This is a genomic window from Faecalibacterium prausnitzii, from assembly GCF_019967995.1.
GTDB lineage: Bacteria > Bacillota > Clostridia > Oscillospirales > Ruminococcaceae > Faecalibacterium > Faecalibacterium prausnitzii_E.
The window spans coordinates 2,888,745-2,901,816 of the sequence record NZ_CP065377.1 but is presented as its reverse complement, the minus strand read 5'-3'; the positions used below and the strand labels follow the sequence as shown (position 1 = coordinate 2,901,816).

The following is a 13,072-nucleotide window of genomic DNA, read 5'->3' as shown; positions in this document are numbered from 1 at the left end:
TTATGCCAAAGCACCCCATCCAATTGTCCGATCACTTTACCGATTCCCGGCTGATCCGGTTCGTGTTGCCCTGCATCGGCACGATGCTGTTCACCTCCATCTACGGCATCGTGGACGGCCTGTGCGTCTCGAACTTCGTGGGTAAGACGGCCTTTGCGGCGGTCAACCTCATCATGCCGCTGCCCATGCTCATCGGCAGCGTCGGCTTTATGCTGGGCACCGGCGGCAGCGCCATCGTGGGCATCACGCTGGGCGAGGGCGATGGGAAAAAGGCGGACGAACTTTTCAGCCTCTTCCTCAGTTCGGCCCTTGCAGCGGGCATCGTGTTCAGCGCCGTTGGTCTGGTCATCCTTGAGCCGGTGGCGGAGCTGCTGGGCGCAAAGGGAGAGATGCTGGACTATGCGCTGCGGTATGGCCGCATCCTGCTGGTTAGCCTGCCGACCTTTATCTTGCAGAACATGTTCCAGAGTTTCTTCGTCACAGCCGAAAAGCCCCACCTGGGCTTTGCTTTCACCGTGGGCGCGGGCTGCACCAACATGGTGCTGGACGTCGTGCTGGTGGGGGTGCTCCGCTGGGGCGTTGAGGGTGCCGCGGTCGCGACCTTCCTCAGCCAGATCGTCGGCGGCCTGCTGCCGGTGTTCTATTTCCTGGACCGGAACAACACCAGCCGCCTGCACCTGAGCCGGACGAAGTTCCATGGCCGCGTCCTGCGGAATGCCTGCATCAATGGCTCGTCGGAGCTGATGACCAACCTCTCCATGTCGCTGGTCAATATCCTCTACAACTACCAGCTCCTCCGCTTTGCGGGCGAGGACGGCGTGGCGGCTTACGGCGTCATCATGTATGCGGCCTTCCTCTTTGTGGCCGTCTTCGTGGGCTATGCCGTTGGCAGCGCCCCCATCGTCAGCTACCACTACGGTGCCCGCAATCACCGGGAGGTCCACAACCTTTATTCCATGAGCTTTCGCCTTATCGGCGTGGTGGCCGTCGTCATGACCATCGGTTCGATGTTCCTCATCCCGCAGGTGGCCCGCATCTTCGTGGGCTACGATGCCGGACTGCTGACACTGACCACCCACGCCTTCCGGCTCTATGCGCTGAGCTTCCTCATCATGGGCTTCAATGTCTATGCGTCGTCCTTCTTTACCGCGCTGGGCGACGGTGTGACGAGCGCCCTCATCTCTTTTCTGCGCACTCTGTTGTTTCAGGTGGCGGCGGTCTTCGCACTGCCGGCGCTCATGGGGATGGATGGCATCTGGCTGGCCGTCACGGCCGCCGAGCTTGCCGCGCTGGGGGTGAGCGTGTATATGTTCGTGACCAAAGATCGGAAATTCCATTACCGTCATGTGTGACGCGCCAGGACAACGAAAGCCGCCGGGACCCCGGCGGCTTTCGTTGTCATTCAAATGTATACTCGACGAACTCGCAGTTCCGGATGCCGAAGGCGGCATACTCCTCGTTGGTCATATCGTAAAAGTAAGACCGCACCACGCGGGCGATGCCATTGTGGGCGACCAGCAGATAGGTCTTGCTCTCATCGGCCCGCAGCTCGTCCAGCAGGTCGTAGATGCGCTGGGCCAATTGCAGCATACTCTCGCCGCCGGAGTAGCGGTCGGCGAAGTGGGTCTTGGAGACTTTGAACTCGGCCCCATCGCGGGGCGTCCCCTCGTAGCGGCCAAAGCACTGCTCCCGCAGGCGGGGTTCCGGGCGGGCCGGGATGCCGGTGGCCTCGGCGATAGCCAGAGCGGTGTCGGCAGCGCGGGACAGGGGAGAATACAGGATTTCGTCAATGTGGACTCCGCTGTCCCGGACATGGGCCCCCAGCGCAGCGGCCTGCGCCCGGCCGCGGGCGGTCAGCGGGCTGTCGGTCATGCCGCAGATCTTGTTTTCAACGTTCCAGACGGTCTCGCCGTGGCGGGTAAAATATAAGCTGTGCATAGAGGCTCCTTCAGAGTTTGATGAGGGTATGGTGGTCGAGCCGGACGGTGTCGCCCTCGTCGATGCCAAGGCGGGTCAGCTCAGCGTCCGGATAGGCGATGACCCGGCGTTCACCGGTCTCGTCCTCCAATAAGACATCGCAGCAGACGGGCTGCCCTTCCGGCAGCTCCTCGCAGCCGTACAGCTGCTCGTCGATGCGCAAAACGCGGTATGTCATACGATCTTCCTCGAAAAATACAATGTTCTCGTTTTACAGATGGTTCTCCCGGCAGGGGAGAACGTGGTATTCTTATTATAAAGCCCCGATGCGCTGCCGTCAACTTGACAGCCCGGCGCCGGGGCTGATACAATAGGACAAAATGGTTCCACACGACGCCAAAAGGAGAGAAGAGCTTGAACATTACAGAATTGCGCTATCTGGTCGCCATCATGCAGTGGGGGTCGGTGAGCGCTGCGGCAAAGCAGCTGTATGCGGCCCAGCCCAACATCAGCAAGGCGCTGAAAAATCTGGAAGAGGAGTATCACATCCGCATCTTTGAGCGCTCCTCCACCGGCATGATCCCCACCGAGCAGGGGCGGCGGTTCATCGAGCAGGCCGAGCGGGTGCTGGAAGATGTGGACCGCCTGAGCCGGAGCGTCGAGGAAGAGCAGGAGCGCTGCGCGGAGCTGCGGGTGATGCTGCCCCATGCGACCTATGCGTCCTATGCGGCGGTGGATTATCTGGAACAGGCGGTGCATCTGGAGCGGGTGCACATCCACATCCGGGAGGGCGGCTCGATGGAGGCGCTGGATTTCGTGCTGCGGCGGGGCTATCACCTGGCGCTGCTGCGCTATGCGGTGGAGGACGATGAACACTACACCCACTACTGCGCCCGGCGGGGGCTGAAGATGGAGCCGGTGATGGACTTCGAATATCAGCTGCTCACCAACCGGGACGGCCCGCTGGCCCGGCACGAGGTGCGCGACCTGACCGAACTGAACCAGTATATGGAGATCCGGCACGACGACTTTCAGCTGCCCGGCGAGGAGGGCGGCGACGGTGTGCGCTGGCATGTGAACCAAGCCCGGCGTATCCATGTGTATGAGCGGTGCAGCCAGTTTTCGATCTTGCAGCGGCTCCCGTCTGCGTATATGTGGGCGTCACCCATGCCCCGCAAGGCGCTGGAACAGTATCATCTGGTGCTGAAGAAATGCCCGGCCCAGCGCCAGCAGATGCGGGATATCCTGGTCTATCCGGACAAGGGTGGCCTGCGGGCGGAGGAACAGGCGTTTGTCGATCTGCTCCACAAACAGGCGGCCCAGACCATGAAATGAGAAGCCGCCGGCAAAGAAGCGGCTAAAGTTTTGGCTCCGGAATTGATAAAAATAGAGAAATGTGGCAAAGAAACGAAACCGAAAATTCGGTTTCGTTTCTTTTTTGCTGGCTTTTCGACAAAAAACGGACCGGACAACGGTAAAAATTCTTAGCAGGTATATCGGATACGATATACCCCTATGCTGGAAAAATATTGTGCAGATGATGAAAAATATGTTACCATGAAGCCAGAGATTGGGAGCTGCCCGGCGGCGGAATGGGGCCGCGGACAGCACCGAAAAAAGGAGGTTTCTGGTATGATCAGTTTCTTGCTCTGTCTGGCGCTCTTGATCGTGGGCTACTTCGTCTACGGTAAGATCGTAGACAACACCTTCGGCCCGGACGACCGCGAAACTCCGGCTGTGCGCATCAACGATGGCGTGGACTATGTCGTGATGCCGCAGTGGAAATTGTTCCTCGTCCAGCTGCTGAACATCGCGGGCCTCGGCCCCATCTTCGGCGCCATGCAGGGCGCTCTGTGGGGGCCGGTGGTCTTCCTGTGGATCACCTTCGGCACGATCTTTGCGGGCGGTGTCCATGACTACTTCTCCGGCATGATGAGCGAGCGCAACGACGGCGCTTCCATCGCCGAGATCACCGGCAAATACCTTGGCCCGGTGATGCAGAACGTGATGCGCGTCTTCTCCGTGGTCCTGCTCATCATGGTGGGCACGGTGTTTGCGGTCGGCCCTGCGGGCCTGATCGTGGAGCTGTGCAGCCAGAGCGGTGCATCCGGCGTGTTCACTTCGCTGCTGTTCTGGCTCATCCTCATCCTGGTATATTACTTCATCGCGACCTTTATCTCCATTGACGCGGTCATCGGCAAGATCTACCCCATCTTCGGCATCTGCCTCATCATCATGGCCATCGGCGTCATCTTCGGTATCTTCACCAACCCTGCCTATACGATCCCGGAGATCTGGGATCACTTCGGCAGCATGCACCCGTCGGGCACCCCGATCTGGAGCTTCATGTTCATCACGGTCGCCTGCGGCGCGATTTCCGGCTTCCACTCCACCCAGTCGCCTCTGATGGCGCGCTGCATGAAGAGCGAGAAGCAGGGCCACTTCGTCTTCTACGGTGCCATGGTCTGCGAAGGCATCATTGCTCTGATCTGGGCCGCAGCCGGCTGCTCTCTGTACGAAGTCACCGGCGGCCTGAACACCGGTCTGGCACAGGCGCTGGCCATGGGCCAGTCCAAGGCCATCTACGATGTCTGCTCCAAGACCATGGGCGGCGTGGGCATTGCCCTGGCCATGGTGGGCGTCGTCGTCTGCCCCATCACCTCTGGTGATACCGCCTTCCGTTCCGCGCGTCTGACGCTGGCCGACTGGTTCAAGATCGACCAGGACGGCTACGCGAACCGCCTGAAGCTCTGCATCCCCGTTCTGGGCGTGGGTGCTTTCCTGGGCATCGGCAACGCGCTGGGCTTCATCAATTACACGGTCATCTGGCGTTACTTCAGCTGGACCAACCAGACGCTGGCCATGATCGTTCTGTGGGCCGCTTCCATGTACCTCTTCAAGGAAAAGAAGAACTACTGGATCACCGCTGTGCCCGCTACCTTCATGAGCGCCGTGTCCTGCACCTACTTCGTGCTGGCTCCGGAGTGCCTGGGCGGCCTGCTGAACAGCAAGACTGCGGAAGGCGCGACCATCTACAATACGGCGGTCGCATACCCCGTGGGTATCCTCTTTGCCGCTGCGATGCTGGCCCTGTTTATCCACGCCACCAAAAAGGCTGGCGTTAGGAAAGCCGCATGATCCGATGAGATCCTGAGTTCCTCTTCTAATATTTGCCCATTCACAGAAGACCGGCCGCCGGGAAGTCCCCGGACGGCCGGTCTTCGTTTGCAACGGGAGGAACTCGGCTGAATAACACGAAAAAAGAACTGAAAATCGCGCAAAAATTGCAGGTGTGGTCAAACTGCACAAAAAACAGGCGGAAAGTTTGGGAGCCGCAACTTTCGTCGGTCAACATCGCACAGAGAACGTTTTCGGAAAAGAAAATTTGCCGAGAAAACGCTGAAAATCTTTGCCAAAAGAAACGCCTGAAACCCCACCATATACTTTTTGATATGAGGGCTATGCAGGAAAGATATTATTCGAGTTATGAAAAATGTGTTAACATGAAGCCAGACATGGACCACGCACGGCAGAATGGGGCCGTGGGCGTGGATCTGAAAAAGGAGGTTTCTGGTATGATTAGTTTCTTACTCTGTCTGGCGCTCCTGATCATAGGCTATTTTGTCTATGGCAAGATCGTGGACAACACGTTTGGACCGGACGACCGTGAAACTCCCGCTGTGCGCATCAACGATGGCGTTGACTACGTCGTGATGCCGCAGTGGAAGCTGTTCCTCGTCCAGCTGCTGAACATTGCGGGCCTCGGCCCCATCTTTGGTGCACTGCAGGGTGCTCTGTGGGGCCCTGTGGTGTTCCTGTGGATCACCTTCGGCACCATCTTTGCAGGCGGCGTCCACGACTACTTCTCCGGTATGATGAGCGAGCGCAACGAAGGCGCTTCCATCGCAGAAGTTACCGGCAAGTATCTGGGACCTGTGATGCAGAACATCATGCGTGTGTTCTCTGTCGTGCTGCTGATCATGGTCGGCACGGTGTTCGCAGTCGGCCCTGCTGGCCTGATCGTGACCCTGTGCAAGAACAGCGGGATGAGCGGTGTGCTCACCACCACCCTGTTCTGGCTGATCATCATTCTGGTCTATTACTTCATCGCGACCTTTATCTCCATTGATGCCATCATCGGCAAGATCTACCCGGTCTTCGGCATCTGCCTGATCATCATGGCAGTGGGCGTTATCTTTGGCATCTTCACCAACCCCGCCTACACCATCCCCGAACTGTGGGATCACTTCGGCAGCATGCACCCGTCGGGCACCCCGATCTGGAGCTTCATGTTCATCACGGTCGCCTGCGGCGCTATTTCCGGCTTCCATTCCACCCAGTCGCCTCTGATGGCGCGCTGCATGAAGAGTGAGAAGCAGGGCCACTTCGTCTTCTACGGCGCAATGGTCTGCGAAGGCATCATCGCTCTGATCTGGGCTGCTGCCGGCTGCTCTCTGTACGAAGTCACCGGTGGTCTGAACACCGGTCTGGCCGCTGCTCTGGCCGAAGGTCAGTCCGCCGCCATCTACGACGTCTGCTCCAAGACCATGGGCGGTATCGGCATTGCCCTGGCAATGATCGGCGTCGTCATCTGCCCCATCACCTCTGGTGATACCGCCTTCCGTTCCGCTCGTCTGACTCTGGCCGACTGGCTGAAGCTGGATCAGGACAGCTACGGGAACCGCCTGAAGCTCTGCGTCCCCGTTCTGGGTGTCGGCGCCTTCCTGGGCATCGGCAACGCGCTGGGCTTCATCAACTACACGGTCATCTGGCGTTACTTCAGCTGGACCAACCAGACGCTGGCCATGATCGTCCTGTGGGCTGCTTCCATGTACCTGTTCAAGGAGAAGAAGAACTACTGGATCACCGCTGTGCCCGCTACCTTCATGAGCGCCGTGTCCTGCACCTACTTCGTGCTGGCTCCGGAGTGCCTGGGCGGCCTGCTGAACAGCAAGACTGCTGAGGGTGCCACCATCTACAATACGGCGGTCGCATACCCTGTGGGTATCGTCTTCGCCGTTGCAATGCTGGCCCTGTTTATCCACGCTACCAAGAAGCACACGGAGAAGAAAGCCGCATAACCCATTCAAGGCGGCATAACCCCCTGTGATCTCAAGACCGGCCGCTGCCCACACCAGCGGCCGGTCTTGCTTTTGGCTAAGAGTGGAAAAGACTCTTGCATTTTGCGAAAGACAGTGGGACAATGGGTACAAACAAAACGCAAAAGAGGGATACACTATGCTGTTCAAACCTGCACAACTGGGTCTGGCAAAACTCGGCGCTGCCGAGCTGGAAGCAGACAAAAAAGCCTGCAAAAAGATCGGCCCCTGCGGCGTCGGCAAAAAGGCGCTGTACCTCAACAGCTTTTACATCGACCGCTGCTATTATCTGCCTTACGGCAGCATCACCCGCGCGTTCAAGCGGGTCGCCATGAGCCAGGGCGGCTTTACCGGCAAAGGGATGTTTGCCTCCATGGCCTATCTGGTGGTGGAGTACGACGGCGGCAAGCAGAAGCAGTGCAACTTCAAGGATGAGCGGGACGTGGACGCCCTGCTGGACGTTCTGGCCAAAGAGCAGCCGCAGATCAAGCGGCTGAGCGCGGCAGGTGAGCAGACCGTGCAGAAGAAGGAGGCCGAAAAGGCCGCCCGCAAGCTGCCGGAGCTGACGAAAGACGCCGAGCACAGCCTGACGGTGCTGCGCCGGGCAAAAGAGTATCTGGAAGCCAAGCCGGAGATCTCGGATGAGCTGAGCGCCGCCGAGCGCCGCAAGCGCGCCCAGCTGCAGAGCAAGCCGGTGTACCGCTATGTCGCATTGGCCATCTTCCTGTTCGGCCTTGTGGCCGCAGCCTACGGCCTCTATGCCATCACGAACCATGTGGGCAATTACGGCATCTACTTTGCGCTGTTCGGCTTTGCGGCCATCTTCCTCTTTTCCAGCTACAACATGCTGCCCACCGCCCGCAACAACCACAGCGCCATCATGAAGCGGGCCGACCGGGCCGAGCAGGCCGCAGCGGACTATGTGAAGCGCTATCCGAACGGTGCGTTCCCGGTGCCGAGCTATTACGCACACCCGACCGTCCTCAAGCAGATGATGGACGCCATCGAAGAGGGCCGCGCCGTCACCGTGCCGGAGGCGCTGGAGGCTGTCAAGGCCCGCCTGAAGGCGCTGAACGCCGACGTTCAGGTCGAGCAGGAGGAATACGACGAGGTCGTCCTCATCAAGGCGATGTTCCTGAACCACCAATACGCATAAGAGAACCAACGAAAGCTCCTCGTTTCCGGGGAGCTTTTGTTGTGCCAAACTTCTTGCACTGCGCAGAAGGTCGGTTTATAATGAGGACAGAGAGCAGGTTTGAAAACACGAGGACTATCAGCGGGTGCTGGCGGGAGAAGTAAAGGTATAACGAACCACAAAAAAGGCAGATGCCGCATCGAACGGCATCTGCCTTTTCTTATGTCTGAACGGTTTACAGCGACGCAGGGACCGGCTCCCGGAAGATCTTCATGGCCTGCTTGTAGCAGTGGACGAAGTAGACGATCTCCGCCAGAGCGGTCAGCGTCCAGGAGCAGGGGTAGAGCAGATAAAGCGAGGGGATGGTGTGGAAGTGGGCAAAGATGGTGTACACCCAGATGACGCGGAAGACGCAGGAGCCCAGGATGACGATGACGGTGGGCACGACGGTCTTGCCCAGGCCGCGGGAGGCGGCGATGGTGCAGTCCATAAAGGCCGAGATGCAGTAGGCCAGACCCATGACGCCCACACGCTTCATGCCAGCGTCGATGACGGCCGGCTCGGTGGTGAAGAGGGCCAGGAACTCGCGGCCGAACACGAACAGGCTGCCGCCCAGCAGCAGGCCCGCGCCAAAGGAATAGCCCAGCGCGATGAAGTAGCTCTTCTTCACGCGGTCCGGCTTGCCTGCGCCGTAGTTCTGGCTCATGAAGCTGGCACAGGCCATGTAGAAGGCGGCCATGCAGTCGTAGATGAGGTTGTCGGCGTTGGCGGCGGCGGAGTTGCCCTTGACCATGAGGGAGTCGAAGGAGTTGACGCCCGCCTGAATGAAGAGGTTGGCGATGGCGAAGACGGCGTTCTGGAACCCGGCGGGCAGGCCCAGCGCCAGAATGCTTCGGGTCATGGCCGGGTCGAGCCGGGCTTCCCGGAAATGCAGGGTGTAGCAGTCCTGCACCTGAGTCAGCGCGTGGAGGATGAGCCCGGCGGAAACGCATTGCGAAATGGCACTGGCCAGCGCCACGCCCATGACATCCAGCTTGCAGACGATGACGAAGAAGAGGTTGAGCAGGATGTTCAGCACACCCGCGATGCTCAGGAAGTACAGCGGCTTTTTGGTGTCGCCGATGGCGCTGAAGATGGCGTTGCCAAAGTTATAGAGCGCCAGTGCGGGCATACCGAGGAAGTAGACCCGCAGATAGAGGATGGCACCGGGCAGCAGGTCTTCCTTGGTGTTCAGCAGCCGCAGCAGGGCGGGGGAGCCCAGCAGGCCTACGAACAGCAGTACCACACCGGCGATGAGGCTGACCACCAGCGCCGAGTGAACGGTGCGGCGGACGTCATCGGTGTGCCTGGCCCCATAGAAGCGGGCCACCAGCACGTTGATGCCGTTGCTCAGGCCGATGAGAAAACCGGTGAACAGGGTGACGAAGATGCTCGTGGAGCCCACTGCACCCAGCGCCGTGGAGCCGGCGAACCGGCCCACGACCGCGACGTCCGACATGTTGAACAGCACCTGCAGCAGGTTGGACAGTGCCAGCGGCAGGCTGACCAGAAGGATCTGCTTGGCCAGAGGGCCTTCCGTCAGCGATTTGGTGTTTGACTTCATAACTTGATGATTCCTTTTCCTGATCCGAAACTGTGCCCGCGCACACCGGGGCACAAGCTCTATTATAAGGCCAGGCGGCGCTTTTGCAAGACGGAAAACCCAAAAAGCAGAGGTGAAATTTTTACGCGCCGCCCGATGATTTTTCAGAAGGATGCTTCGGATGCAGAAATTGGGCCGACAAGGGCGAAGATTTCTATTTGCAATTTCTGCCCGGCTGTGCTATACTACCTTATACTGAATCCGTTCAGAAGATGTGCGATCGTAGCTCAGCTGGATAGAGCGTTCGGCTCCGACCCGGAAGGCCAGAGGTTCGAATCCTCCCGGTCGCATAAAATCCCCAGTACACTTTCGTGTGCTGGGGATTTTTATTTGCGGCCGGGAGGATATTTGCGGCCGGGAGGATATTTGCGGCCGGGAGGATTCGAACAGCACGGCCCCGCCGCAGATTTACCCTTTCCGATTTTTCTGCCAGATGCGGTACAAGCCATCGGTGATGAGGGTCTCGCGGTAAAGAATGTCCGTGTGGCAGGCTTCGCGGATGGTGCGGGGCAGATTGCCGGTGGCGTAGAATTTGAGCTCCGGACCGAGTTCGGCGCGGAAGCGCTCAGCCAGTCCGTCCAGCAGGCTGGCGGTGCCCAGCACGAAGCCGTTTTGCAGGCAGGCAGCGGTGTTCTTGCCCAGAATGGAGGCCGAAGCCGGTGCCGAAAGGTCGATCTGGGGCAGCTGGGCGGTCTTCTGGACCAGCGCTGCCTGCGACAGCTGCGGGCCGGGCAGGATGACGCCGCCCACAAGCTCCTGCTTCTCGTTCACGGCCATGATGGAGATAGCTGTGTCGGCGGAGATGACGGCCAGCGGGCCGGGCGTCTCGGCCAGCGCGGCAACGGCACCGCATAAAAGCTCTGCACCCAGCTGGGCCGGATTGTCCAGCCGCAGCTTGATGCCGCTCTTCAGGCCCGGCCCAACGGTCAGAAAGCGGGCGGAGCAGAGCATCCGCAGCGCCGCCAGGACGCGGCCCGTCAGCGCGGGCACGACACTGCCCAGAATGCCTCCCTCGATGCGCTCGGTCTGGACGCGGTACAGAGAGAGCAGATTCAGCAGAGCTATGGCATATTCGTCAATGGTCGCTGCTGCGTCGGAGTGCAGACGCCCGCTGAATTGCAGGGCGTCGTGTTCGTATCCGGCGATGGTGATGTGTGTGTTGCCGATGTTGACCGTCAGGATCATGGTCGGGGGCCTCCTCTGCCTCTATAATGTAATTATATAATACAACCGCGTCCGCAAAACTGCAAGCTCCCCTTGGAAAAGGGGAGCCGGGACGGCCGTGGCCGTCCCGGAGGGGTTCAATTTTCTGCCCGGACGCAGCAATTTGAAGTTTTTTGAAAAAACTTGTAAAAAAGTGTTGACATCCACCCCGGTGTATGGTATTATACTTGAGCGCCAAGCGCTGAGACAAAAGAATGACTTCCGAAGTCCCAGCTGAGAAGCGAAAGAAAAGAACCAATAGACGCTGAAAGATTCCAGTCAGTTCTGAGAAATCGGAAGCGATCCAAGTTCAGAATGTTGAAACGCTTCGAAAAAAGTGCTTGACAAAAAATCACTTCTGTGATAAAATAATCAAGTCGTCAGCCAGTCGGCTGAGGCGCACAGGACCTTGAAAATTGAACAATATCGAAAAACTTGTAACGGAACCTATTTTCGTGTTGGAAAAACACGGTAAACAATTCCAAACAAAGTAATTCACACAGGACGCAAGCGATTGCGTGCTGAGCGAAAAAAGATTTAACACTTTTTAAGTGATAAATATCATTTATAAAGAGTTTGATCCTGGCTCAGGACGAACGCTGGCGGCGCGCCTAACACATGCAAGTCGAACGAGCAAAGAGGAGCTTGCTTCTCTGAGCGAGTGGCGAACGGGTGAGTAACGCGTGAGGAACCTGCCTCAAAGAGGGGGACAACAGTTGGAAACGACTGCTAATACCGCATAAGCCCACGGGTCGGCATCGACCAGAGGGAAAAGGAGCAATCCGCTTTGAGATGGCCTCGCGTCCGATTAGCTAGTTGGTGAGGTAACGGCCCACCAAGGCGACGATCGGTAGCCGGACTGAGAGGTTGAACGGCCACATTGGGACTGAGACACGGCCCAGACTCCTACGGGAGGCAGCAGTGGGGAATATTGCACAATGGGGGAAACCCTGATGCAGCGACGCCGCGTGGAGGAAGAAGGTCTTCGGATTGTAAACTCCTGTTGTTGAGGAAGATAATGACGGTACTCAACAAGGAAGTGACGGCTAACTACGTGCCAGCAGCCGCGGTAAAACGTAGGTCACAAGCGTTGTCCGGAATTACTGGGTGTAAAGGGAGCGCAGGCGGGAAGACAAGTTGGAAGTGAAATCCATGGGCTCAACCCATGAACTGCTTTCAAAACTGTTTTTCTTGAGTAGTGCAGAGGTAGGCGGAATTCCCGGTGTAGCGGTGGAATGCGTAGATATCGGGAGGAACACCAGTGGCGAAGGCGGCCTACTGGGCACCAACTGACGCTGAGGCTCGAAAGTGTGGGTAGCAAACAGGATTAGATACCCTGGTAGTCCACACCGTAAACGATGATTACTAGGTGTTGGAGGATTGACCCCTTCAGTGCCGCAGTTAACACAATAAGTAATCCACCTGGGGAGTACGACCGCAAGGTTGAAACTCAAAGGAATTGACGGGGGCCCGCACAAGCAGTGGAGTATGTGGTTTAATTCGACGCAACGCGAAGAACCTTACCAAGTCTTGACATCCTGCGACGGACATAGAAATATGTCTTTCCTTCGGGACGCAGAGACAGGTGGTGCATGGTTGTCGTCAGCTCGTGTCGTGAGATGTTGGGTTAAGTCCCGCAACGAGCGCAACCCTTATGGTCAGTTACTACGCAAGAGGACTCTGGCCAGACTGCCGTTGACAAAACGGAGGAAGGTGGGGATGACGTCAAATCATCATGCCCTTTATGACTTGGGCTACACACGTACTACAATGGCGTTAAACAAAGAGAAGCAAGACCGCGAGGTGGAGCAAAACTCAGAAACAACGTCCCAGTTCGGACTGCAGGCTGCAACTCGCCTGCACGAAGTCGGAATTGCTAGTAATCGTGGATCAGCATGCCACGGTGAATACGTTCCCGGGCCTTGTACACACCGCCCGTCACACCATGAGAGCCGGGGGGACCCGAAGTCGGTAGTCTAACCGCAAGGAGGACGCCGCCGAAGGTAAAACTGGTGATTGGGGTGAAGTCGTAACAAGGTAGCCGTAGGAGAACCTGCGGCTGGATCACCTCCTTTC

At 58.2% G+C, this 13,072-nt stretch carries 9 protein-coding genes, 1 tRNA gene and 1 rRNA gene; 7 read left to right on the top strand and 4 right to left on the bottom strand.

Annotation, left to right across the window (positions count from 1 at the left end):
- Positions 1–2: 2 nt before the first annotated feature.
- Positions 3–1,352 (top strand): MATE family efflux transporter, encoded by a 1,350-nt coding sequence (locus I5P96_RS13980; protein WP_223382622.1) that lies wholly within the window; start codon positions 3–5, stop codon positions 1,350–1,352.
- Between the two features lie 46 nt (positions 1,353–1,398).
- Here the strand turns inward: I5P96_RS13980 and I5P96_RS13975 are convergent, their stop codons facing one another.
- Both I5P96_RS13975 and I5P96_RS13970 read right to left on the bottom strand, forming a co-directional pair.
- Entirely contained in the window at positions 1,399–1,938 is a 540-nt protein-coding gene (locus I5P96_RS13975; protein ID WP_223382621.1) for a histidine phosphatase family protein, read from the bottom strand.
- Positions 1,939–1,948: 10 nt separating this feature from the next.
- The gene (locus I5P96_RS13970; protein ID WP_097791310.1) at positions 1,949–2,155 is read right to left on the bottom strand and encodes a hypothetical protein; all 207 of its coding nucleotides are present in this window, start codon (positions 2,153–2,155) and stop codon (positions 1,949–1,951) included.
- Positions 2,156–2,331: 176 nt separating this feature from the next.
- On the opposite strand from I5P96_RS13970, the gene I5P96_RS13965 reads away from it, so the two are divergent.
- The 4 genes from I5P96_RS13965 (at position 2,332) to I5P96_RS13950 (ending at position 8,172) form a co-directional block, all read left to right on the top strand.
- Entirely contained in the window at positions 2,332–3,252 is a 921-nt protein-coding gene (locus tag I5P96_RS13965) for a LysR family transcriptional regulator (protein ID WP_223382620.1), read from the top strand.
- A 297-nt stretch (positions 3,253–3,549) separates the two neighbouring features.
- Positions 3,550–5,055 (top strand): carbon starvation protein A, encoded by a 1,506-nt coding sequence (locus I5P96_RS13960; protein WP_223382619.1) that lies wholly within the window; start codon positions 3,550–3,552, stop codon positions 5,053–5,055.
- Between the two features lie 437 nt (positions 5,056–5,492).
- On the top strand, positions 5,493–6,998 hold the full coding sequence (locus I5P96_RS13955; RefSeq protein ID WP_223382618.1) for a carbon starvation protein A: 1,506 nt from the start codon (positions 5,493–5,495) through the stop codon (positions 6,996–6,998).
- A gap of 157 nt (positions 6,999–7,155) precedes the next feature.
- On the top strand, positions 7,156–8,172 hold the full coding sequence (locus I5P96_RS13950; RefSeq protein WP_097791313.1) for an ATPase P: 1,017 nt from the start codon (positions 7,156–7,158) through the stop codon (positions 8,170–8,172).
- 214 nt (positions 8,173–8,386) lie between these two features.
- On the opposite strand, the gene I5P96_RS13945 is transcribed toward I5P96_RS13950, so the two are convergent.
- Complete coding sequence (locus I5P96_RS13945) at positions 8,387–9,754, bottom strand: MATE family efflux transporter (RefSeq protein WP_223382617.1); 1,368 nt, start codon at positions 9,752–9,754, stop codon at positions 8,387–8,389.
- Between the two features lie 255 nt (positions 9,755–10,009).
- Here I5P96_RS13945 and I5P96_RS13940 point away from each other — a divergent pair.
- Positions 10,010–10,083: transfer RNA gene (locus I5P96_RS13940), tRNA-Arg, on the top strand.
- Positions 10,084–10,201: 118 nt separating this feature from the next.
- On the opposite strand, the gene I5P96_RS13935 is transcribed toward I5P96_RS13940, so the two are convergent.
- Positions 10,202–10,978, bottom strand: a complete 777-nt coding sequence (locus I5P96_RS13935; RefSeq protein ID WP_223382616.1) for a type III pantothenate kinase — start codon at positions 10,976–10,978, stop codon at positions 10,202–10,204.
- 582 nt (positions 10,979–11,560) lie between these two features.
- Between I5P96_RS13935 and I5P96_RS13930 the strand changes: the two genes are divergently transcribed.
- Positions 11,561–13,071: ribosomal RNA gene (locus tag I5P96_RS13930) — 16S ribosomal RNA — on the top strand.
- The last annotated feature ends 1 nt before the right edge of the window (position 13,072 follow it).

Bases quoted from the DNA above. Each gene is read 5' to 3' on its own strand.
- I5P96_RS13950 (WP_097791313.1), top strand. From the start codon at position 7,156: ATGCTGTTCAAACCTGCACAACTGGGTCTGGCAAAACTCGGCGCTGCC.
- I5P96_RS13935 (WP_223382616.1), bottom strand. From the start codon at position 10,978: ATGATCCTGACGGTCAACATCGGCAACACACACATCACCATCGCCGGA.
- I5P96_RS13945 (WP_223382617.1), bottom strand. From the start codon at position 9,754: ATGAAGTCAAACACCAAATCGCTGACGGAAGGCCCTCTGGCCAAGCAG.
- I5P96_RS13975 (WP_223382621.1), bottom strand. From the start codon at position 1,938: ATGCACAGCTTATATTTTACCCGCCACGGCGAGACCGTCTGGAACGTT.
- I5P96_RS13970 (WP_097791310.1), bottom strand. From the start codon at position 2,155: ATGACATACCGCGTTTTGCGCATCGACGAGCAGCTGTACGGCTGCGAG.
- I5P96_RS13980 (WP_223382622.1), top strand. From the start codon at position 3: ATGCCAAAGCACCCCATCCAATTGTCCGATCACTTTACCGATTCCCGG.
- I5P96_RS13960 (WP_223382619.1), top strand. From the start codon at position 3,550: ATGATCAGTTTCTTGCTCTGTCTGGCGCTCTTGATCGTGGGCTACTTC.
- I5P96_RS13955 (WP_223382618.1), top strand. From the start codon at position 5,493: ATGATTAGTTTCTTACTCTGTCTGGCGCTCCTGATCATAGGCTATTTT.